The following is a 22126-nucleotide window of genomic DNA, read 5'->3' as shown; positions in this document are numbered from 1 at the left end:
TCAGCAGATGCGCGGCAGCTGCTCCCCGATCGGCAGGTCGACCACCCGGGTGCCGCCGAGGCCCGTGCGGGCCACGACAAGGCCGGGGTGTGCACTGACCGCCTCGCCGATCACCGCCGCGTGACGGCCCAGCGGGTGGGCGCGCATGGCGTCGAGGACCGCGTCGGCGTGCTCGCGCGGGACGAAGGCCACCAGCTTGCCCTCGTTGGCCACGTAGAGCGGGTCGAGGCCGAGGATCGCGCAGGCGTTGCCGACGGCGGCGGGGACCGGGACACGGCCCTCGTGGATGACGACGCCGGTGCCGGAGGCGGCGGCGATCTCGTTGAGGGAGGCCGCCAGACCGCCGCGGGTGGGGTCGCGCAGGACGTGCAGGTCCGGAGTGACGGCGAGCATCGTTCGTACGAGACCGCCCAGGGCCGCGCAGTCGCTCTCGACGTCCACGCCGAACTCCAGGCCCTCCCGGACGCTCATGATCGCCACCCCGTGGAGGCCGATCTCGCCGCTGACGATCACGACGTCGCCGGGGACGACGCGCTGGGGCCGCAGGTCCACCCCGTCGGGGATCAGCCCGATGCCCGCCGTGTTGATGTACACGCCGTCGCCGTGGCCCGACTCGACGACCTTGGTGTCGCCGGTCGCCACTTCCACCCCGGCCGCGCGCGCGGCCGCTCCCAGGGCTTCGGCCACCCGCGCCACGACGGAGACCTCGACGCCCTCTTCGAGGATGAACCCGCAGGACAGGTAGGCGGCTGCGGCCCCGCTCATGGCCAGGTCGTTGACCGTGCCGTTGACCGCCAGATCGCCGATGCTGCCGCCGGGGAAGAACAGCGGCCGCACGACGTAGGAGTCGGTGGAGAAGGCCAGCCGGACTCCGCCGAGCGACAGGGCGGCGGAGTCCCCGAGCTGGGCCAGTACCTCACCTCCGAACGCGGGGGCGAAGAGGTGCTCGACGAGTTCGGCCGAGAGCGCGCCGCCGCCGCCGTGGCCCATCACCACGCGGGGCCGGTCGCGCAGGGGGGCCGGGCAGGTCCAGCCGGTGATGTCGAGCGTGGTCCCGGGCCGTACGGTCCCGGGCAGTGTTGTCTCAGGCAACGGGGCTCGCCTCCGGCGATACGGCGGTCGTGGCGGGAGTGAGCTCCAGCCGTCGGTACAGGTAGTACGCGGCGCACGCGCCCTCGCTGGAGACCATCGTGGCGCCGAGCGGGCTGCGCGGGGTGCACAGCGTGCCGAAGGCCTCGCACTCGTGCGGTTTGAGCAGCCCCTGGAGCACTTCGCCGCTGCGGCACTCGGCCGGCTCCAGGGTCTTGATCCCGGTCACCGAGAAGCGGTGCTCGGCGTCGTACTCCCGGTAGCGGGCCGACAGCCGCCACCCGCTGTCCGGGATGACGCCGATGCCGCGCCAGGCGCGGTCGGTGACCTCGAAGACGTCCTCCAGCATGGCCAGGGCCGCCGGGTTCCCCTCCGGGCGCACGGCGCGCGCGTAGGCGTTGTCGACGGTGTGCTCGCCGCGCTCCAGCTGCCGTACGGCCCGGCGAACGCCTTCGAGGATGTCCAGCGGCTCGAAACCGGTCACGACGATCGGGACGCGGTGGCGGGCCGCCAGCTCGGGGTACTCCCCCACGCCCATCACGCTGCACACGTGGCCGGCCGCGAGGAAGCCCTGGACCCGGCAGCTCGGCGACCGCATGATCGCCTCGATGGCCGGGGGGACGCGGACGTGCGAGACCAGCAGGCTGAAGTTGCGGATGCCCAGCTTCTTCGCCTGGTACACCGTCATGGCGTTGGGCGGTGCGGTGGTCTCGAAGCCGATGCCGAAGAACACCACCTCGCGCCCCGGGTTGTCCTGCGCGATCCGCAGCGCGTCGAGCGGGGAGTAGACGACCCGTACGTCGCCCCCCTCGCTCCTCACCTGGAAGAGGTCGCGGCCCGTGCCCGGGACGCGCAGCATGTCGCCGAAGGAGCAGAAGATCACGTCCGGACGGGAGGCGATCTCCAGAGCCTTGTCGATGACCTCCAGCGGGGTGACGCACACCGGACAGCCCGGACCGTGGATCAGTTCCACCTGCTCCGGGAGCAGTTGGTCGATGCCGTGCCGGATGATGGTGTGCGTCTGGCCGCCGCAGACCTCCATCAGGGCCCAGGGGCGGGTCACGGTGGCGTGGATGTCGTCGAGCAGCCGGCGGGCGAGCTCGGGGTCCTGGAACTCGTCGATGTACTTCACTTGCGGATCTCCTCCTGCCGGACCTCTCCGTGCGGCGCCGCTCCGGCGGGAACGTCAAGGCCGTCCGGTTCGTCGTCGAAGGGCCAGGGGGCGCCTCCGGCCGCTGCGGCCGCCTCCCAGGGATCGCCGAACTCCTCCTGCAGCATGCCGAGTTGGGCGAAGAGTTCGAGAGTCTGCTTGGCCGACTCCTCGTCGAGGCGCTGAAGGGCGAATCCCACGTGGACGATGGCGTACTCACCGACCTGGAGGTCCGGCAGGTACTCCAGGCAGACCTCCTTCTGCACGCCGCCGAAATCGACGGTCGCCATGCGGGTGCCGTCCCTCTCCCCGATGTCGAGCACTCGGCCGGGTACCGCCAGGCACATGGGTTCTCCTTCGCTAGGGGTGGTGTTGCGTGGGGCGGACCGCTGCCGCCACCATGAGCTGGCCGAGGGACAGTCCGCCGTCGTTCGGCGGGACGCGGGTGTGCCGCAGGACGGTGAAGCCCCGCTCGCGCAGGATGCGGGCGCACGCCGAGGAGAGCAGGGTGTTGGCGAAGACGCCGCCGCTCAGCGCGACGGTGTCCAGGCCGTGCCGCTCGCGGGCGAGCCCGCAGAGCTCGCCGACGAGGGCGGCCACGGAGGCGTGGAAGCGGTGGGCGATCACCGCCGTGGGCACGCCCGCCCGTACGTCGGCGACGACGGCGGCGAGCACGGGCGCCGGGTCGGCGGTGACGGGGGCGGCGGTCGCGTCGCCGCCGTCGCCGTCGCCGTCGCCGTCGCCGTCGCCGTCGCCGTCGCCGTCGCCGTCCGCGGGATCGCGCAGGCCGAAGGCGTACGCGCCTCCGGCGTGCGCACCGGAGGCGGTGAGCGCCGCGGACTCCAGCTCGATCGCGGCCTGCGCCTCGTAGCCCGAGCGGTGGCACACACCCGCCAGGGAGGAGACGGCATCGAAGAGCCGGCCCATGCTGGAGGTGGGCGCGCAGTTCAGGTTCCGCTCCAACTGCCCGCGCAGTACGCGCAGTTCATCCGGCGGACAGGCGGCGACACAGGGCAGGTCCGACGCCCAGTCGATGCCCGCAGAGCGCAGATGGGACAGGGCCATGCGGTACGGGCGGTGCACGGCGGCGTCCGCGCCCGGCAGGGGGGCGTAGGCGAGGTGGGCGAAGCGCGTGTACCCGGCGTAGTCGGCCAGGAGGAACTCGCCGCCCCAGACCGCGCCGTCGTCGCCGTAGCCGGTGCCGTCGAAGGCGACACCGATGACCTTCCGGTCGCCGCCCCGGCCGTGTTCGGCCATCGCGGACGCGATGTGCGCGTGGTGGTGCTGTACGCGGACGAGCGGCCGGCCGGTGGCGGCACGCCGGGCCCACTGGCCGGAGCGGTAGCCGGGGTGCCGGTCGGCGGCGAGCAGGGCGGGCGTGACGCCGGTGATGGACTCCAGCTGCCGCTCGGCCCGCTCGAAGGCGTACTGGGTGGCGAGGTCGTCCATGTCGCCGATGTGCGCGGACAGCCAGGCCCGGCGTCCTTCGCCGAGGCAGAAGGTGTTCTTCAGGTCTCCCCCGGCGGCGAGGGTCGCCGGGACCGGCAGCGGGAGCGGCACGGGCAGCGGGGCGTGGCCTCGGGAGCGCCGCAGGGTCAGCGGCTCGCCGTCGCAGACACGCACGACCGAGTCGTCGCAGGGCACATGGATCGGGCGGTCGTGCGTGAGCCAGGCGTCGGCCAGGTGGGCGAGCCGGTCCAGGGCCTCGTCGTCGTCGGTGACGATGGGCTCGCCGGAGAGGTTCCCGCTGGTCATGACGAGCACGCGGGGGCCCGGCGGGTCGCCGGGCAGGCCGAGCAGCAGGTGGTGCACGGGCGTGTACGGGAGCATGACGCCGAGGTCGGGGCAGCGCGGGGCCACTGCCTCGGCCAAGGCGTCCAGGGCGCGCGGAGCGTCCCCGCCCCGGCGGCGCAGCAGCACGATCGGTCTGACCGCGCCGGTGAGCAGGGCCCGTTCCTCCGGGCCGATGTGGGCGAGGGGCTCGACGTCGGCGAGCTCCCTGGCCATGAGCGCGAACGGCTTGTCACCGCGGTCCTTGCGGCGGCGCAGCTCCGCCACGGCGCCGGCGCGGGTGGCATCGCAGGCGAGGTGGTAGCCGCCGAGTCCCTTCACCGCGAGGATCGCCCCGTCGGCCAGCAGCCGGCGGGCCGCGGCGACCGGGTCGGCTCCGGTCACCTCGCGGGGCGGGTGTCCCGCCAGGAGCCGCAGCCGGGGCCCGCAGGCCGGGCAGGCGACCGGCTGGGCGTGAAAACGGCGGTCGGCGGGGTCGGCGTACTCGCGGGCGCAGTCGGGGCACATCGGGAAGCCCGCCATGGTGGTGTGGGCGCGGTCGTAGGGCAGCCCGGTGACGATGGTGAAGCGCGGCCCGCAGTGCGTGCAGGTGATGAAGGGGTGGCGGTGGCGGCGGTCGGCCGGATCGGTGAGCTCGGCGAGGCAGTCCGCGCAGGTGGCCACGTCAGGGGAGACCAGCGTGCGGGCGGGGCCGCCGGTCCGGGAGGCGACGATGGTGAACCCGGCGCCGCCGGCCACGGGCACCTCGCAGTGCTCGACGGCGTCCACCACGGCCAGCGGGGGCGCCTCCGCCGCGAGCCGCTCGCAGAACTCCGAGACCGCGTCCGCCCTGCCCTCGACCTCCGCGACGACGCCGTCAGGGGTGTTGGTGACGTGCCCGGCGAGGCCGAGGCCGGTGGCACGGGTGTACACGTACGGGCGGAAGCCGACGCCCTGCACCACGCCCCGGACGATGATGCGGCGGCGCTGGACGGCCTCCATCAGCGGGTCTGCGCCACGGGCTGCGGGGTCCCGTGCCCGTGCCCGTCGCCGTGATCGTGATCGTGCCCGTCGCCGTGACTGTGTCCGTGCCCAAGCCCATGCCGATGTCCATGTGCGTGCGGATCGCGCGCCATGACCGGCGTGTGCGCCGCCGCGCCCGCGCCGACCGCCAGCGCCCGGTCGAGAAGCAGGCCCACGCCCTCCCCCGCGCGGGCGGACGTCAGCGCCACCTCCACGCCGGGGTTGACGCGCTGGACGTTCGCGCGGAAGGCCGCCTCGTCGAACTCGACGGCCTCCGCGATGTCGGTCTTCGTCACCACCACCAGCTGAGCCAGCCCGAAGGCGGTCGGATACTTCAGCGGCTTGTCCTCGCCCTCGGTGACCGAGGCGAGGACCACGCGCAGGGACTCGCCGAGGTCGTAGGAGGCCGGGCAGACGAGGTTGCCGACGTTCTCCACGAAGAGGATCCGGGTGTCCTCGGGCAGCCACCCGTCCAGGTGCCGGCCGAGCATCCCCGCCTCCAGGTGGCACAGCCCGTCGGTCAGCACCTGCTTGACCGGTACGCCGGAACGGGCCAGGCGTACCGCGTCGTTCTCGGTGGCGAGGTCGGCGGTCAGCGCGGCCACCGGCACCCCCCGCTCCCGGGCGAGCAACAGTTCGCGCTCCAGCAGCGCGGTCTTCCCGCTGCCCGGGCTGGAGAGCAGGTTGACGACCGCGGTTCCGCGTGCGGTGAGTTCGGCGCGCAGGGTGCCCGCCACCTCGTCGTTCTTGGCGAGCACCGCCTGCCGTAGATCGACCACTCGGCACATGGTTCAGGCCTCCTCGGAGATCGGTTCGCGGGTACGGGCGCAGGGCGGGCCGTCCTCCCAGTCCACGCTGACGATCTGCAGCTCACGACCGGAGAGCAGCTCCACGTCCCCGGCCCGCGCGCAGCCGGGGCAGCACAGGTCGGGGGGCATGCCGGTCGGCCACTCGCGTGGGCACGCGCCGCAGCGTGCGCGGGCCGCGACCGTCTCCGTGACGAGTCCGGCGCCTTCGAGCACCGTCCCGGCACAGGCCAGTTCGAAACAGAAGGCCAGCGCGTCGGGGACCACTCCCGCCAGCTCCCCGACCTGGAGCCGGACCGTGGTGACGGCGCTCGCGCCGCCGGCCCGGGCCGCCTCCTCCACCTGGCCGACGACGGCCGTGGCGATCGACATCTCGTGCATAGGACTCCGTCCTGCCGGGGCTCATTACACCGGCAGGACGGGGACGGTGCGGTCGGGCACGCCGACGCGCGCCACGCCCCGTACGCCATTCGGGCGCCGGGGCGGGCGCCGGCTCACATCCGGACCATGCGCAGGTAGCGCTTGATGTCGGGGAGCAGCTGCGTCAGTACGACGACCGTGATGGCGGCGGTCACGCCGCTGATGATGGCCTTGCTCACGGGGTACTCCTCAGTTCTCGGGAAGGCATGACGGCTTCGTATCCCGTCGGGGATCCGGTCGAAGCGGCGGGCTCGGTCTCGGCCTCGGTCTCGGTCTCGGCCCGGAGCAGGTCCAGGACCATCCGGACGGCGCGCGGCACCGCCGCGGCCACCGGTGCGCTCAGGCCGATGCCCTCCTCGATCGAGGCGGGTTCGCAGCCGACGACCAGCGTCCGCCGGGGCGGGGTGCTTCCGGTGCCGGCGCACAGGGTGTCCAGCAGCGCGAGGACCGCGTCGGGGGACATGTGGTGGCCGTCGAGGACGGCGCCGCCCGGCGGGGCCGGGCCCCCCGCATCGGCCTCGATGAGGTAGAGCGTGCCCGGGTCGCCGCCGCGTGCGGTGGCGTCGACCAGGACCAGCGTGTCGTAGCCGTCGAGGAGCTGGTAGGCGAGGTGGACTCCGCGCACGCCGAAGTCCACCACCTCGACGTCGTCCGGGAGCGGGTGCGCGGACAGGCCGCGCACGGCCTCGACGCCGAAGCCGTCGTCGCCGAGGAAGACGTTGCCGATGCCGGCGACCAGCGTTCTGCCGCTCACGCGTCCTCCAGCGGGGTGAGCTCGTCGGGCTGGAAGTAGAGGAATCTGCCCTGCTCGCGGCGGATGTCCGCGCCCGGGTCGTCCTCGACGGTCACGGCGAGGTGCACTCCCCCGTCGACGTCGTGCAGGACCGCCTCGACCCGTGCGGCCATGCCCTGGAGGAACAGGTCCTGGGCGTCGGTGCGGCGCAGGCCCGGGCGGAGGAGGACGCGGCTGCCCACGCCCACCGGTACGCCGTCGATCGTGATCCGGTCGCGGGCCGGGTCGGCGGTGTCGCCCCCGGCCGGGTCCCACCAGGGCGTGTCCGGCCTGAACACCGCTTCCTCGTCCGGGAGTTCCGTGATCAGTTCGGGTACGTCCGGCGGCGCCGCGCCCGGGTCGGTGATCTCGCGCAGGGCGCGGACCGCTCCGTGCAGGCGCTCCAGCACCTCGGGCGGCATGGAGTCGGCCAGGTCGATCACGGCGGCGGCGCGGTCGTCCGTACCGCGCGCCTCGCGCTTCTCCTGCTCGGTGAGGGCGGCCGTGCGCAGGGCGAGGATCTCGTCGATCTCGGTGGCGTCGTACATGGCGCCGGCGCTCTCGGGGGCGATGGCCGGGTGGTCCTCCAGGATGATCGGAGAGGACAGGACCACGTCGGCGCGGCCGGGTTCACCCGCCAGTACGGGCCAGGTGTGCCGGTTGACGCAGGAGGCGACCGCGCCCTTGGCCCACTCGGGCGGGTCGGTCATGGACAGGAAGGAACCGGAGTCCAGGCCGAGCAGCAGGTGGGCGGCGACCAGCGAATGGGGCAGCGCGGCGTCGCGGTCGTCCGAACCGGGCCGAGGTGTCCAGGGGCTGGCGTTCTCCACGACCGCGGTGAGCTTGAACACCCGGTAGGGTACGGGCACTTCGGTGGCCCGCAGCCGCACGACTCCGACGATCTCCTCGCTGCGCCGCACCAGGCGGCCCACGGTGCGGCCCTGGGCGTCGAGCACGTCCTCGGTGTCCTCGCGGGCGGGTCGGCGGAACGGGAGGGTGATGCCCTCGCCCACCAGCTCGGCCGTCGTCGCGGACAGCTCGACGCGCTCCTCGGTGCCCTCGTCCCAGGGGACGAGGACCCGGTCGTCCAGGTGGAGTTCGGCGACCTCCGTGAAGGTGCCGCCGTCCCCGGCCCGCTGGACGGTGCGGCGCCGGGCGTGCAGGAAGCGCAGCTCCACGGAGAGGCTCGCCTCGCCCCTGGGCTCCATCAGGATCTCGGTCTGCTGGTGCGCGTGCTCGTCGTGGGCCTGTCCCCACTCGGGCGGTACCAGGACGCCGAACTGCCAGCGCAGCCGGTTCTTGGCGGCCGAGGCGCGGTACGGGTAGAGCACGTACCCCTCGAAGAGGACGGCGTCGGCCACCTGCCGGGCGGTGGCGAAGCGGGGGTCCGCCGCGGCCGTCGTGGCCGTCGTGGTCATGTCGCGGTCCTCTCGGTGACACGGGGCGGTACGGAGCCGAACCGGACGGGCGGCGGCGGGGGTTCGGCGGGGGTGGCCGCGTCGAGCAGGGCCCGTACGGTCGACTCCCAGGAGGCGAGGGCGTGCCGCGAGCGGAAGGCGAGCAGTTCTGCCATGGTGTCGCGGGGCAGCCGCAGCCAGCCGCAGCCCGGGAAGTGCTGCTCGACCATGTCGCGCCAGACGTTCACGGGCATCCGGTACGAGGCTTCGCGGTCCCAGGGCACGGGCTCGACGCGGAAACCGCCGGCGCCGGTGAAGGCGGTCCCGGAGAACAGCATCAGCAGCGGCGCCTCCCCGTCCTCCAGGGCGTCGAAGTACCGGGTCGCCGCGATGTCCATGTCGTAGGTGCAGGGCACGACCAGTTCGGTCTCGGTCTCCCCGGTGAAACTGGGCACCATGACGGCGACCTGGGCGAACTGGACGGGCTGCAGGGTGGTGCCCCACCGGGCGCGCTCGCCGAACAGGTCGGCGAGGCCGTCGGCCTCCTTGGGGCCGTAGCTCCGGCGGGCCGGTTCGATGCGGATCTGGCAGCGCAGGGCGAGGGCGTGGACCCGGGCGTCCCCGGCTGCGGTGATCCGCAGCCGGAAGACGAGGGTGGGACCGGCCGCGTAGGGGTCGGCGCGCACGCCGGTGCAGGTGAAGGCGAGGTCCGTCATCGGACTCCGTCCTCCGCCACGGCCCGGGCCCGCCGCTCCACCCGCTCGAAGAAGGCGTCCAGCTCAGCCCGGGCCTCGGCGCCGCCGTCGAAGCCCTGCCACAGCAGCCGCATCCGTCCCACCAGCTCGTAGCAGATGTCGATCGGCACCAGATGGCAGGTGGTGCGTCCCGCCGAGCGGCGCAGCAGCAGCGCCTCCACGTCGGGTTCGAGCAGCTCGGACAGCCGGCTCGCGCCCAGTACGGATTCCCAGGTCGCGGGGTCGAGTTCACTCTCGGTGGCTCCGGCCGGGCTCGGGTAGAGGGCGACCAGCCGGTCGAGGGCGGCGTTACGGAAGAAGAACGCCACGGAGACCGGGATCTGGAGCCGTTCCCAGGCGCCCTCGTCGAGCCGGTGGCCGGGGTCGGCGAGGTAGCGGTCCGGAACGGTCCGGTACCGCCCGGTGGCCGCGCCCGGCCGGTCGAACAGCAGGGCGCAGGCGGTGCAGGCGCAGACCAGCGTCCGCTTCTCGGTCTCCACCAGGTGGCGGTGGCCGTCCTCGGGCACCGCCACCGCGCAGAGTTCGCAGCGCTCCGGCCGGGGCGGGCGCGGGCCCGTGAACCGGCGCAGGCCGCGCCGCAGGTCCGTCGCGGCTGCGGGCCCCGTCACGGCACCCGGACCGGGGTGTGCGGCCGGACGCCGATCTGGAGCAGGGGCGGTCCGGGGGCGGCGGCGGGCTCCATCTCCACCCCGGTCACCTCCGGGGCGAAGCAGACCAGGGCGTCCTCCAGCGTCCGCCGGACGGTTTCCGGGCCGCTGCCGCCGCAGCCGCATCCGGTGGCGGCGGCCCGGGGACGCAGCCGCAGCACGCCGGTGGTCTCCTCGAAGCCGAGCAGTTCCACGGGGTCCTCCGCGGCGTCCAGGGCGCGTGCGATCCGCGTGTGGACGTCCTCGGGGTGCAGACCGTGCAGCGAGAGCAGGCTCGCCACCAGCTCGTCGTCCAGCACCCCTTCGAGCGGGCCGCCGCCGAGCCGCTCGACGATCCGGGCGAGTCCGGCGCCGTAGAAGTCCATGAGCACGCGCACGAGTTCCTCGGCGGCCTCGCAGGCCGCCCGGTCGCCGGTGGCGGCCAGCCGGTCGAGGACCTCCTCGACCCGCTGCCCGGCCAGCCGGGCGTCGACGGCCGCGCTCATCCGCCCAGTCCGCTCAGGCCGGTGGGCACGTGCATCGACTTCACCGTCTTGCCGCCGCCCACGTACATGTGGACTCCGCACGGCAGACAGGGGTCGAAGCTGCGCACGGCGCGCATGATGTCGATCCCCTTGAAGTTCTCCGGGGTGTTCTCCTCGAAGATCGGGGTGTTCTGGACGGCGTCCTCGTACGGTCCGGGCGTGCCGAAGGTGTCGCGGGTGCTGGCGTTCCACGGGGTCGGCGGGTAGGGGTGGTAGTTGGCGATCTTGCCGTCGCGGATCACCATGTGGTGCGAGAGCACGCCCCGTACGGCCTCGGTGAAGCCGACGCCGATGGACTCGTCCGGCACCTCGAACTTCTCCCAGGTCTGGGTGCGTCCGGCGCGGACCTCGGCGAGGCCCTTCTCGGCGCAGTGCAGGGCGATGGCGGCGGCGTACGCCTGGAAGTAGGTGCGGGCGCGGTTGCGCTCCAGGGCGTTGCTCCACTTCGGGATCTGCCACTCGAAGCGCGTCTCGGGCTTGGTCATCGTCTTCGGCAGGTTGATGACCACGCTGTGCCCGGTGGCCTTGACGTAGCCGACGTCGACGAGCCCGGACAGGGCCGTGGACCACAGGCGCGCGATGGGGCCGCCTCCGGTGTCGAGCGCGAGGTGGTCCTTGCCGTCGAACCAGCGCGGTGACATCACCCAGCTGTACTTGTCGTCGAAGTTCCGCTTCTGCGGGGCGGGGATGGTGTGCTGGTTCCACGGGTGGCGGGGGTCCACCGGGTTGCCGAGCGGGTCGTGCGTGACGAACTGCTCCTGGCCCGCCCAGTCGTCGTAGTACGAGCTGCCGAGCAGGATGCGGATGCCGAGGTTGATCTCGGTGAGGTCGTTGGTGACCAGCTTGCCGTCGACGATCACACCCGGGGTGACGAACATCTTCCGGCCCCAGTCGGACATGTTGGCGTACGTGAAGTCGCAGTGCTCGGGGTCGTTGAGCGCGCCCCAGCAGCCGAGCAGCACGCGGCGCCGGCCGACCTCCTCGTACCCGGGCAGGGCCTCGTAGAAGAAGTCGAAGAGGTCGTCGTGGAGCGGCACGACCTTCTTCATGAACTCCACGTAGCGCATCAGGCGGCTCATGTAGTCCGTGAAGAGCTGGACGGAGGCGATGGTGCCCACGCCGCCCGGGTAGAGCGTGGAGGGGTGCACGTGGCGGCCCTCCATCAGGCAGAACATCTCCCGGGTGTAGCGGCTGACCTGGAGGGCCTCGCGGTAGAACTCGCCCTCGATGGGGTTGAGGGAGCGCATGATGTCGGCGATGGTCCGGTAGCCGTGGTCGCCGGCGTGCGGGGCCTCGGTGCGCTCGGCGAGCTCCAGGACCCCGGGGTTGGTCTCGCGGACCATCTTCTCGCAGTAGTCGACCCCGACCAGGTTCTCCTGGAAGATGTTGTGGTCGAACATGTACTCCGCCGACTCGCCCAGGTTGATGATCCACTCGGCGAGGTGGGGCGGCTTCACCCCGTAGGCCATGTTCTGCGTGTACACGGAGCAGGTGGCGTGGTTGTCGCCGCAGATCCCGCAGATGCGGCTGGTGATGAAGTGCGCGTCGCGGGGGTCCTTGCCGCGCATGAAGACGCTGTAGCCGCGGAAGACCGACGAGGTGCTGTAGCACTCGGCGACCCGCTTCTGCTTGAAGTCGATCTTCGTGTGGATGCCGAGGCTGCCCACGATCCGGGTGATCGGATCCCAGGCCATCTCCACCAGGCCGCTGCCGTCACCGGCCGCCTTCGTCTTCGGTGCCATCGTGTCTGCCGTGACCCTTCTTCTGTACGGAGTTCGTGAGCGAGGTGAGGACCTGCGGGTCCGTCACCAGGGCGGGCGGTAGCCCGTGGTCAGCCTCTGGCCGCTGCGGCGCCACTTGGGCTCCTGGTCCACCGTGTGCGCGGTGATCGAGCGGAGCCTGCGGATGACGGCCCCGTACGCGCCGCTGGCCTTGGTCGACACCTTGGCGCCGGGAGGCTCGTCCATGAAGGGCATGAACTTGTCGGGGAAGCCCGGCATCGTGCAGGCGATGCAGATGCCGCCGACGTTGGGGCAGCCGCCGATGCCGTTCATCCAGCCGCGCTTGGGCACGTTGCACTTGACGACGGGACCCCAGCAGCCGAGTTTGACCAGGCACTCGGGCGAGTCGTAGGTCTCGGCGAACTGGCCCTGCTCGTAGTAGCCGGCGCGGTCGCAGCCCTCGTGGACGGTGGCGCCGAACAGCCAGGTCGGGCGCAGCTTGTCGTCGAGCGGGATCATCGGGGCCGAGCCCGCCGCCTGGTAGAGCAGGTAGGTCAGGGTCTCGGAGAAGTTGTCCGGCTGGATCGGGCAGCCCGGCACGCACACGATCGGGATGCCGGCCTTGGAGGTCCAGTTCCAGCCCAGGTAGTCGGGCACGCCCATGGCGCCGGTGGGGTTGCCCTCCATGGCGTGGATGCCGCCGTACGTGGCGCAGGTGCCGATGGCGACGACGGCGAGGGCCTTGGGGGCGAGCCGGTCGATCCACTCGCTGGTGGTGATGGGCTGACCGGTCTCCGGGTCGTCGCCGAATCCGCACCAGTAGCCCTCGGGCTTGATCTTCTCGTTGGGGATCGAGCCCTCGACGACCAGCACGAACGGGTCGATCTCGCCCCGCTCGCCCTTGAAGAACCACTCGATGAACGTGTCCGCGCCGCCGACCGGGCCGCATTCGAAATCGATCAGGGGCCAGTGCACCTGGATCTTGGGCAGTCCGGGCAGTACGCCCGTCACGATCTCTTCGATGCTGGGCTGCATCGCCGCTGTCAGGGAGACGGAGTCGCCGTCACAGCTCAGTCCCGCGTTGATCCAGAGGATGTGGATCGGAGGGTCTTCCACAGGGGCCGACGTCGCTGGATCCATGAGGATGCCTCCTTGGGGAGGGGCTCGGGGCGGACTAGGGGGCGAGGCGGCGTTTGCTGCCTCGCCTTTCTTGCTAACAGCCCGCGGCTCCGCGTGCCGCGTCATGTGCGGCCAGTCCAGTGACCGGGCGCTGCCGGGAGGGCGGCGGGGCAGTGTGCCGCCCCGCCGCGGAACGGGCCAGATGGGGCGGTGTCGCGGTCGCCCGCTCCTTGCGGACGAAGGCGCGGCGCAGGGCGTGGTAGGGGGCGTCCGGGTCGAAGAAGGTCTGCCGCATCAGGGCCAGCTCGGCCTCCCGGTAGGCGGCCAGGGGCTTCTGCGCCTCGTCGCGGTCGCGGTGCGCCTTCTTCCGGGCGATCCGGGAGGCGGTCGCGGGCAGGGCGGCCAGATGGGCCGCCAGCCGCGCCGTCTCCGCGGCGAAGGCCTGGGGCGCGCAGCGGACCGTACGGTCGACCAGCCCGAGCCGGTGCGCGGCCTCGGCGCTCAGCGGCAGGGCCTCGGACGTGAGGCGGTCCGCGACGCCGGTGCCGACGCGGCGCGGCAGGGTGTAGGTCCAGTACTCGGAGCCGTGCAGCCCCATCAGGCGGTAGTGCGGGTTGAGCACCACGCCGGAGCGGCACCAGACCTCGTCGGCGGCGAGGGCGAGGACGGCGCCTCCGGCGGCGGCGTTGCCGCCGACGGCGGCGACGACGAGCCGGTCGGTGGTGGTGAGCACGGCCTCGACCAAGTCGTCCATGGCGTTGATGTTCGCCCAGGACTCCTCGGCCGGGTCGGCGGCCGCCTCGATGACGCCCAGGTGGATGCCGTTGGAGAAGAAGTCCCGTCCGCCGCCGAGGACGAGGACGGTGGTGGGGCGGGTGCAGGCGATCCGGTAGGCGTTCAGCAGGCGCCGGCAGTGGGCGGTGCTCATGGCGCCGCCGGGGAAGGAGAAGGACAGGAAGCCGGTCTGGCCCTCTTCCCGGTAGCCGATGTCGGACCAGGTGCGCCGGCGCGGGTCGGTGTGGAGCGGGGCGGGGTGTTCCCGCAGTGCCGGCAGCCGGCCGGCGAGCGCCACGGTGGCGGGAAGTTTGGGGGCGGCGGGTCCGCCCGGGGCGCGCGGGGCCCGGAGTTCGGGGATCCAGACGGCGCCGTCGGCGGTGGCCCGGCAGATCGCGCCCGCCCGGGTGGCCAGCAGTTCCCCGGGGCGGCCGCGCAGGCGGTCCTCGGCGTGGCCGCCGTGCAGGAACCACTCGGCGCCGAGCAGTTCGTCCCGTACGCCGGGCTGTGAGTCGGCGGCGCGCAGGGCGCGCAGGACGCGCTCGGTGGAGTCGGCCTCCCAGTCGATCCGGCGGTGCTCCTGGCGCAGGGCGGGGCGCGGATGTCCGGCGGCCTGCGGCCGGGGGGTGTAGGTGCCGGAGGCGAAGCGGTCGACGGCGAGGTGTACGGCTTCCAGCGCCGCGTCGGCGATCTCACCGCGGTAGAGGTCGCTCTTGCCCACCGGCGGTACGGGGCATTCGACGTGGGCCCAGACGGCGCCGGCGTCCATCTCGGCCTCGGCCTGCAGGACGGTGACGCCCCATCGGGTCACCTGCTCGTGGATCGCCCAGTCGAGGGAGGAGGGACCGCGGTCGCCGACCGGTCCCGGGTGGACGATCAGGCAGGTGTGCGCGGCCCAGACCTCCTCGGGGACGGCGGTCCGCAGCATCGGCGCGAGGACGAGGTCGGGCCGGTGGCGGCGGACGGCGTCGGCGAGCGGGACATGGGGCAGGGCGAGTTCGACGGCCACGCTGTGACCGCGGTCCCGCAGTTCGGCGTGGACGCGCTGGGTGAGGCTGTTGAACGCGCTCGCGACGAGCAGGACGTGCACGTGATCTCCCAGCGGCGGCCCGGAGCCGCGACGCCTGGGCGCCCCGGCTGATCGTGACCGGGCGGGACCTCGAAATCGTCATGACCGGCCGCCTGAGATGGTCGGCGACGCCGACGGGGCCGCGCCCGCCGCCGAGCGGCGGTGTCACTCGAAAGCGGCCCTGGCGGGGGCCACTCGGCCGCAGCGCGGCGTCCCGGAGGCCGACACCCGGATGCCGCGGTTCCCGGCTCTCCACCGCCGACGAGTAGACACTGTCTAGGAATCTTGGTAGACAGTGTCTATGACACAGGAGAGCCAGGAGGGCCCGCTCCGCGAGCGGTTGATCGACGTCGGCGTGGAACTCGTACTGACCGAGGGGCGTTCCGCGCTGGGGCTCCGCGAGATCGCCCGCCGGGCCGGGGTCTCCCACGGCGCGCCGCGCCGCTACTTCCCCACCCACCAGGCGCTGCTGTCGGCCATCGCCCGGCGCGGGTTCGCCGACCTCGGCGCCCGGTTCGCGGCGGCGAGCGCCGGGGCCGCGTCGCCGCGCGAGCGGGTGCGGGCGCTGGGGGGCGCGTACGTGGGCTACGCACTGGAGCACCGCGGCATGTTCGAGCTGATGTTCCGGCACGAGCTGCTGGACAGCACCGGCCAGGAGCCGTCAGGCGGACCACGGCTGCGGGAGTCGACACGGCCGCTGTTCGAGCTGCTCGCCACCCTCGTCTCCCGCTGCGGGGCGGACGACCCCGAGGTCACCGCGGCCGCGCTGTGGGCCAACCTGCACGGCGTGGCGCAGCTGTGGGCGTGGGGCAGTCTGCCGCTGGTCCTGCCCGCCGCGACGGTGGACCGGATCGTCGACGCCGCCCTCGACGCGCACCTCGGTCCGGCTCCGGAGTCCTCGTGAGGCGGCGTCTGGCGCTGGCCGTCAGCGTCTCGGGGGCCGCGCTCGTCGCCCTGGACGGCACCGTGCTGACGGTGGCGCAGCCGAGCCTGCGGCGTGGTCTCGGGGCGAGCGTGGCCGAGGTCCAGTGGACCAGCACGGCCTATCTGCTGGCCGTGGCCGCCTTCCTGGTCGTCGCCGGGCGGCTCGGCGACCGGTACGGGCACCAGCGGCTGCTGTTCACCGGAGTCCTCGGATTCGCCGCGGCCTCGGCGGGCATCGCCTTCGCGCCCGGCGTGGGCTGGGTGATCGCACTGCGCGCCGTGCAGGGCGTGTTCGGGGCGCTGCTCCAGCCCGCGACGCTGGCGCTGCTGCGGCTCGCGTACCCGCCCGACCGGCTGGCCACGCCGATCGCGGTGCGGACCGGCGCGATCGGGCTGGCCGCGGCGGCCGGTCCGCTGCTCGGGGGCGTGCTGGTCGCGCAGTGGGGGTGGCGGGCCGTGTTCGCGGTCAACGTGCCGCTCGCGCTGGCCATCGCCGTGCTGACGCTCGCCGTACGGGCGCCGGCGCCGCCCCGCGCGGAGCCCGGGCGGCTCGAACTCACCGGCGCGGCCCTGCTGGCGGCGTCCCTCGCCGTCTTCGTGCACGCGCTGGTCGGTGTGCCGGCGCACGGCTGGACCGGTACGCCGACGCTGCTCGGGTTCGGCGGCGCCGCCGTGCTCGGGATCCTGTTCCTGCGCCGCGAGCGGCGCGCCGCGCTGCCGCTCGTACCGCCCGCCGTGGCCCGGTCGCGGCCGGTGGCGGCCTCGATGGCGCTACTGCTCGCCGTCTCCGCCGGGCTGTTCGGCGCGCTGTTCACGGCGACCTTCCGACTCCAGGACGTACAGGGGCTGGACCCGCTCGACACCGGGCTGCGGGTGCTGCCGCTGACCGCGCTGATGGTCGCGGGGGCGCCGGTGGCGGGGCTGGCGTCGCGTCGGCAGGGACCGCGGCCGACCGCGCTGACCGGTACCGCGCTGGTCGTGCTCGGCATCGCGATGCTCGACGCCGAGCCCGCCTCGGCGCTCGGATTCGCGCTGCTCGGCGCCGGGTTCACCACCGTGATGGTCACCGCCACCGGGACCGTGGTCGGGGAGGCCCCGGCCGGGTACGCGGGTGTGGTCGGCGGGCTCAAGCAGACGGCCGCGAACATCGGCCCGGCCCTCGGGATCGCCGTCGCCGCGGGCGCGGGGGTGACGGGCTCCTCGCCGACGGCCCTGGCCCTGCTGGCCGCCGCGGGGCTGCTGCCGGCGTCACTCCTGCCCGGCCGCGGCGCGGGCCGTGCAGCTGCGGGCGACCTCGTCGGCGAAGCCGCGGGCCAGCGGGGTAAGGGCGGCCCAGCGGCGGACCGCCCAGCCGACCTTGAGGGGCGGCAGGCCGGGGACGGGGACCAGGCGCAGCGGCCCGTCGGTGCCGGGGACCCGCCAGCCGGGCAGCGCGGGTACGACGGCGTGGCCCAGGCCTAGTTCGGCGAGCAGCAGGGCGGTGTCCCAGTCGGCGACGCTGGTGTCCGAGCTCACCCGGATGCCGAATTCCGCGAAGGCGGCGTCCAGGTGCGCGCGGGAGGCGGAGTTCTCCGGCAGCCGGATGTGGCGGATTCCGGCGAGGTCGGCGGGGTCGATCCGGGCGCGGGCGGCGAGCGGGTCGTCGGCGCCGACCGCGAGCACCCAGGGCAGTGCCATGACGGGACGCTGCTCGATGCCGCGGACCGGGGCGCCGATGGTGATCCAGGCGAGGTCGAGGTCGTCGGCGGCGAGGGCGTCGAAACAGCTGCGGCTGGAGTTCTCCGTCTGGAACTCCAGGCTCACTTCGGGGTGCCGGCGGCGGAAGGTGACGACGGCCTCGGACATGAAGTGCCGCACGGTGGTCGCGCCGGTGGTGACGCGCACCGAGCCGCCTCCTCCCCGTACGAGGTCGTCCAGGCGGCGCAGGGCGCCGTCGAGGCCCGCGATGCCGTCGGCGGCGGCTGCCTGGAGGATGCGGCCCGCCTCGGTGGGCACGACCCCGCGGGCGTGGCGCTCCAGGAGGCTCGCGCCGGTCTGCTTCTCCAGGCGGCGGACGTGCTGGCTGACGGCCGACTGGGTGCGGCCGAGGTCGCGGGCGACGGCGCTGAGGCTGCCCGCGCGGCAGACGGCCACGAACACGCGGAGATCGTCGAGGGTCACGACATCCAAGGTATCCCTTGGATGTGGGGAGCAAATCGGTGGATTGACTTGGGACTTGGGCTGGATCAAGATCGGTGCAGGGCCCGGGCGGCAACCCGTCCCCGCCGTCGCCACGGTCCGGACCCCAGGCGACGGCGGGGACGGGTGCCGACCCACCACCACCCCCCGAAGGGACGTGTCCCGTGCCGGACGAAGCCGTCGCATGGCTCCGGGAGCTCGGCGCCGAGCGCGTCGCGCATCCCGGCGGAACCCTCCTCGCCCACCTGGGACGCGTACGGGAGCTGCTCGCCGCCTGGGGAGCACGGCCCGCGCTCCAACAGGCCGGCCTGTGCCACGCGTTCTACCGGACGGACGGCTTCGCCACCGCCCTGCTGCCGGTCGCCCGGCGGGCCGAACTGGCCGCGGTCATCGGCGCCGAGGCCGAGGCCGTCGTGTACTTCTACGCCTCTTTCGACCGGGCGGCGTCCTATCCGGTGCTCGGCGAGGGGGAGTCGGCCGTACGGGACCGGTTCACCGGCCTCGTCCACTCCCCGCCCCGCAGTTGCGCCGGGACTTCGCCGAGCTGTCCGCCGCCAACGAGCTCGATCTCGCGCGGACCGACCCCGCCTTCCGGGAGGCGTGGGGCGGCGAACTGCTCTCCCTCTTCGGCCGGTTCCGGGGTCTGCTGAGCGAGCCGGCCTGGCGGGAGTGCCAGGCCGTGCTCGGCGGGTGAGCGCGGTCAGGGAGTGAAGGTCCAGCGCTGGGCGGGGGTGTTGTCGCAGGCGGCGCGGGTGAGGACGGTACCGTTGGCGGTGGCGGCACCGGCCGGGGTGAGGCATTGGCCGACGTTGCGCAGGCTGCTCTGGGGACCCGCCTGCCAGGACTGGCCGGCGCTGCCGTCGCAGGTCCGGATGCTCACGCGGGAGGCGTTCGCGGCGTCCAGGCAGACGCCTCCGAGGCCGGTGAGGCGGCCGTCGGACTGGAGGGTCCAGCGTTGGTTGGGGCCGCCGTGGCAGGTGTAGAGGGTGGGTTCGGTGCCCGGAGTGGTGGCGCTGTGCGGCAGGTCCACGCAGCTCGCGGAGGCGGCGTTGACGAGGGTGGCGTCGGCCGGAAACGGGGCCGGGCGGCCGGTGAGGGTGATCTCGGCGGCGCTGGTCCACGGGCCGCGGGCACCGGCCTCGGTGAGTGCCTTCAGGCGCAGGTAGCGGCCGCTCTTCACGGACAGGGCGGTGGTCTTGGCCGCGGCGGTGTCGGCGAAGGTGCCGCTCGCCACGGGTGAGCCCCAGTCGGCGGTGGTGTCGGAGACGTAGACCTCGTACCCGCCGATGCGGCCGTTGACCCCGCCGTCCTGGCGGGGAAGGTAGCCGAGGCCGTCCACCGCGTAGCGGGCCCCGAGGTCGATCTGGATCTCGTGCGGGAGCGGGGCGGGCTTCGCGGACGACCACGCGGTGTGCCACAGGGTGGCCGGGTTCCCGTCGAAGGCGTTGGTGGCGGCCCCGTTCTCGGCGCTGCTCTCCTGGCTGTCCGCCGAGACCAGGGACCAGCCCGACTGGGCGATGGGGGCGGACGTGGGCAGGGCGCCCGCCGGCGGGATGCCGGTGCCGGTGGCCGAGACGCTGAACGCGCCCGTCTTCGTACCCGTCTTGACCCACAGGACGCCCGAGCGGTCGGAGGGGTCGAAGAACCAGCCGGACGTGGCCGCGTCATAGGCGGACTTGGAGGTCAGGCGCGTCAGTGCGGCTCCGTCGGCGGTGAGGCCGGTGGGCGCGGAGGCCACGTGAAGGGTGAACTCGTAGCCGCGGGAGGCCGGTTTGCCGGTGTAGCTGCCGGTGGAGGCCCCGACGGAGACGGTGACGGTGCCGGATCCCGCCGCCGGGGCGGTGACGTCCACCTGCTGGCGGGCGTAGGCCCCGGACTGGTAGGCGCGGGTGCGGCCGTCGTCCTCGTAGAGGCTGAAGGAGGAGTTGCCGCGGGGGTGGATGTCGTAGGTGAGGGTGGAGACCGGCTTCTCACCGGTGTAGTTCATCTGCGGCCACATCGGCACGATCGCGCCGCCCTTGACGAAGAGGGGCAGTGTGTCCAGCGGGGCGCGGTAGCCGTTCAGCCAGCCCGGGCCCGCGTAGGTACGGCCCGTCCAGTAGTCCGTCCAGGTGCCGGCGGGGAGGTAGATCCCGTCCCGGACGTCGGTGTCGGAGACGACGGGTGCGACCAGGAGGGAGTCCCCGGCCATGAACTGGCCGCTGGTGAGGTTCCCGCGGGCCACCGGGTCGTCGGGGTATTCGAGGACCATCGCACGGGTGCTGGGCACGCCGGTCTCGTTGGCGGCCTTGCTCATCGTGTAGAGGTACGGCATCAGCCGCATCTTGAGCTGGAGGTACTTGCGGTTGATGGAGAGGTACGGCTCGGCGAAGCGCCAGGGCTGCTTGTCCTGGTAGCCGGCGGCCGGGTTGACCGCCCCCCAGCCGGACATGGTCATGAAGGCGGGGGTGAAGGCCTTCCACTGGAGGTCCCGGGTGTACGTCTTGGGGCTGCCGCCGAAGATGCCGTCGACGTCGCCGGAGGCGTAGTTGATGCCGGACAGGCCCGCGCCGGCGATGGCGGGGACGTGCCAGCGCATGTCGTCCCAGGTGCCGTAGGTGTCGCCGGTCCACACGACGGCGTTGCGCTGGGTACCGGCCCAGCCGTCGACGGTCCAGACGTAGCGCCGGGCGTCGGAGTTCTTCTCGATGCCGTCGACGGCCTGCTGCACCCCGTTGAAGGCGTACTTGTAGCCGCTGCCGATCCAGGCCACGTCCGTCTTCACGCCGCGGCTCCCGGCCGTGCCCACCTCGTCGGCGATGGAGCCGAGGCCGGTGGAGGTCCACAGACCGGTCTGGAAGCCCTTGGCCTTCAGCGCGTCCACCGTCGACTTGAGGGGCGCGGTGTAGCCGCAGCCGTAGCCGTCGTTGGGCAGGAACCAGCCCGAGGGCATGTCGGCGGCTCGGGCGTCGGCCGCGTACCCGACGACGTCGGGGGTGGTCTGGTGGCGGGCGCGGTTGTGGTCGCCCTGGTAGTCGGGGTTGGAGGCGTTGAAACAGTCGGCGTTGCCCAGTTCGAAGCCCCACATCGGCGCCATGAACGGCTTGCCGCTGACGTCGGTGTACGCGTCGAGCACCGATTTGAGGGAGTCACCGGTGAAGTACCAGGCGTCGAAGCGCTTCTCGTCGTGCGTCAGGGCGGTGGGGGCGTTGAAGGAGTAGGAACCCGGCGCCCACGTGTTGCGCATGACGCCGTACCCGTTGGTCGACATGTAGAAGGGGGCGGGACTGGCGTTGGTGTTCTCGCGCCACTTGTTGTCGACCGCGACGGGGACGGTCTTGCCGCGCAGCGCCCATTCGCCCAGGCGCAGGCCGGTGCCGTAGAACTGCTCGTCCGCGCCCCGGGCCAGGTACTGGGTGCTCTGGCTGCCGGTCCAGCTGGTGGGCTGGGTCTCCTGCCAGACGGGGGTGGTGTTGTCGGCCCGGTAGACGGAGAACTGGAGGGGCGACTTGTTGACCCGGATGGACAGGGCCGCGGTGGTGATCCGGTAGTAGGTGCCCGCGTCGGCCCAGTTCGTCGTGACGGAGCCGAAGTCGGTCGTGGGGGCGAGGTCGCTGCCGGCGGGGTCGTTGGTGAAGGCACCGTCGGGCGAGAGCCAGAGCCGGAAGATGTCGGCGCGGGCGACGACCACACGGGCCTTGGCTCCGCTGGAGGCCGTGACGGTGAAGGTGTTCCCGGCCTGGCTGAAGCCGGTGACGTTGCCCGCCGTGGCCGCGGGCGCGGCGGGGGACGCGGCGGCGGGCGGGGCGGCCGGTCCGGCGGCGGACAGGCCGCCGACGGCGAGGGCGGCGGCGAGCAGGGCGGCGGGGATGCGCCGCCGCCGGGGAGTGCGGGCCGGGCGGCCCTGGCGTCCTGGGGTCCTGGGGATGCCTGGCAGTCTCATGGGGCAGCTCCTCGTGCGGTCCGGATCGCGGACACACCGCTTTGGCATGCACCTGGCAAGATAGCG

General features: G+C 73.3%; 18 protein-coding genes and 2 pseudogenes. 3 read left to right on the top strand and 17 right to left on the bottom strand.

Going from position 1 to position 22126, the window contains the following annotated elements; genetic code table 11:
- The 15 genes from hypE to OG429_RS35240 all read right to left on the bottom strand — a co-directional run bounded on the left by hypE (window position 1) and on the right by OG429_RS35240 (window position 15057).
- A complete protein-coding gene (gene hypE, locus OG429_RS35305) occupies window positions 1-990 on the bottom strand; it encodes a hydrogenase expression/formation protein HypE (protein WP_328930517.1) in 990 nt (329 codons plus the stop codon).
- 94 nt (window positions 991-1084) lie between these two features.
- Window positions 1085-2221, bottom strand: a complete 1137-nt coding sequence (gene hypD, locus OG429_RS35300) for a hydrogenase formation protein HypD (protein ID WP_328929327.1) — start codon at window positions 2219-2221, stop codon at window positions 1085-1087.
- Window positions 2218-2586, bottom strand: a complete 369-nt coding sequence (locus OG429_RS35295; RefSeq protein WP_328929326.1) for a HypC/HybG/HupF family hydrogenase formation chaperone — start codon at window positions 2584-2586, stop codon at window positions 2218-2220. Before OG429_RS35295 ends, hypD begins: the two co-directional genes overlap by 4 nt.
- A gap of 13 nt (window positions 2587-2599) precedes the next feature.
- On the bottom strand, window positions 2600-5011 hold the full coding sequence (hypF, locus tag OG429_RS35290; protein ID WP_328929325.1) for a carbamoyltransferase HypF: 2412 nt from the start codon (window positions 5009-5011) through the stop codon (window positions 2600-2602).
- Window positions 5011-5820 carry a hydrogenase nickel incorporation protein HypB gene (gene hypB, locus OG429_RS35285; protein WP_328929324.1) on the bottom strand — a complete coding sequence of 270 codons (810 nt, stop codon included), beginning with the start codon at window positions 5818-5820 and terminating at the stop codon, window positions 5011-5013. Before hypB ends, hypF begins: the two co-directional genes overlap by 1 nt.
- Window positions 5821-5823: 3 nt before the next feature.
- Window positions 5824-6219, bottom strand: a complete 396-nt coding sequence (locus tag OG429_RS35280; RefSeq protein ID WP_328929323.1) for a hydrogenase maturation nickel metallochaperone HypA/HybF — start codon at window positions 6217-6219, stop codon at window positions 5824-5826.
- A gap of 113 nt (window positions 6220-6332) precedes the next feature.
- Complete coding sequence (locus OG429_RS41580; RefSeq protein ID WP_405676951.1) at window positions 6333-6437, bottom strand: DUF6893 family small protein; 105 nt, start codon at window positions 6435-6437, stop codon at window positions 6333-6335.
- Window positions 6434-7012, bottom strand: coding sequence for a hydrogenase maturation protease (locus OG429_RS35275; RefSeq protein ID WP_328929322.1), 579 nt, complete (start codon window positions 7010-7012; stop codon window positions 6434-6436). Before OG429_RS35275 ends, OG429_RS41580 begins: the two co-directional genes overlap by 4 nt.
- Window positions 7009-8448, bottom strand: a complete 1440-nt coding sequence (locus OG429_RS35270; protein ID WP_328929321.1) for a hypothetical protein — start codon at window positions 8446-8448, stop codon at window positions 7009-7011. The genes OG429_RS35275 and OG429_RS35270 overlap by 4 nt, the downstream gene beginning before the upstream one ends.
- Window positions 8445-9143, bottom strand: a complete 699-nt coding sequence (locus OG429_RS35265; RefSeq protein WP_328929320.1) for a DUF6084 family protein — start codon at window positions 9141-9143, stop codon at window positions 8445-8447. The genes OG429_RS35270 and OG429_RS35265 overlap by 4 nt, the downstream gene beginning before the upstream one ends.
- Window positions 9140-9790 carry a DUF5947 family protein gene (locus tag OG429_RS35260; RefSeq protein ID WP_328929319.1) on the bottom strand — a complete coding sequence of 217 codons (651 nt, stop codon included), beginning with the start codon at window positions 9788-9790 and terminating at the stop codon, window positions 9140-9142. Before OG429_RS35260 ends, OG429_RS35265 begins: the two co-directional genes overlap by 4 nt.
- Window positions 9787-10314, bottom strand: a complete 528-nt coding sequence (locus tag OG429_RS35255) for a hypothetical protein (RefSeq protein WP_328929318.1) — start codon at window positions 10312-10314, stop codon at window positions 9787-9789. Before OG429_RS35255 ends, OG429_RS35260 begins: the two co-directional genes overlap by 4 nt.
- Window positions 10311-12095 (bottom strand): nickel-dependent hydrogenase large subunit, encoded by a 1785-nt coding sequence (locus tag OG429_RS35250; RefSeq protein WP_328929317.1) that lies wholly within the window; start codon window positions 12093-12095, stop codon window positions 10311-10313. The genes OG429_RS35255 and OG429_RS35250 overlap by 4 nt, the downstream gene beginning before the upstream one ends.
- Before the next feature lie 63 nt (window positions 12096-12158).
- The gene (locus OG429_RS35245) at window positions 12159-13214 is read right to left on the bottom strand and encodes a hydrogenase expression protein HypE (protein WP_328929316.1); all 1056 of its coding nucleotides are present in this window, start codon (window positions 13212-13214) and stop codon (window positions 12159-12161) included.
- Window positions 13215-13287: 73 nt separating this feature from the next.
- A complete protein-coding gene (locus tag OG429_RS35240) occupies window positions 13288-15057 on the bottom strand; it encodes an enoyl-CoA hydratase-related protein (protein ID WP_328929315.1) in 1770 nt (589 codons plus the stop codon).
- Between the two features lie 280 nt (window positions 15058-15337).
- On the opposite strand from OG429_RS35240, the gene OG429_RS35235 reads away from it, so the two are divergent.
- Together OG429_RS35235 and OG429_RS35230 are read left to right on the top strand one after the other, a co-directional pair.
- Window positions 15338-15940, top strand: coding sequence for a TetR/AcrR family transcriptional regulator (locus OG429_RS35235; protein WP_328929314.1), 603 nt, complete (start codon window positions 15338-15340; stop codon window positions 15938-15940).
- Window positions 15937-17421, top strand: a complete 1485-nt coding sequence (locus OG429_RS35230) for an MFS transporter (protein ID WP_405676956.1) — start codon at window positions 15937-15939, stop codon at window positions 17419-17421. The genes OG429_RS35235 and OG429_RS35230 overlap by 4 nt, the downstream gene beginning before the upstream one ends.
- Here OG429_RS35230 and OG429_RS35225 read toward each other — a convergent pair.
- Window positions 17302-18324 (bottom strand): annotated as a pseudogene (locus OG429_RS35225) (LysR family transcriptional regulator); the annotation flags it as partial. The gene OG429_RS35230 and the pseudogene OG429_RS35225 sit on opposite strands and share 120 nt — an antisense overlap.
- Between OG429_RS35225 and OG429_RS35220 the strand changes: the two are divergent.
- Window positions 18303-18832: pseudogene (locus tag OG429_RS35220) on the top strand (DUF6817 domain-containing protein). The pseudogenes OG429_RS35225 and OG429_RS35220 overlap by 22 nt on opposite strands.
- Before the next feature lie 6 nt (window positions 18833-18838).
- On the opposite strand, the gene OG429_RS35215 reads toward OG429_RS35220, so the two are convergent.
- Window positions 18839-22060: a TIM-barrel domain-containing protein gene (locus OG429_RS35215; protein ID WP_328929312.1), complete on the bottom strand. Its 3222-nt coding sequence runs from the start codon at window positions 22058-22060 to the stop codon at window positions 18839-18841.
- Window positions 22061-22126 lie beyond the last annotated feature (66 nt).

This window comes from Streptomyces sp. NBC_00190 (assembly GCF_036203305.1).
Taxonomy (GTDB): Bacteria; Actinomycetota; Actinomycetes; order Streptomycetales; family Streptomycetaceae; genus Streptomyces.
Note: the sequence above shows the minus strand (reverse complement) of the source record. Positions and strands in the feature narration are given on the sequence as shown.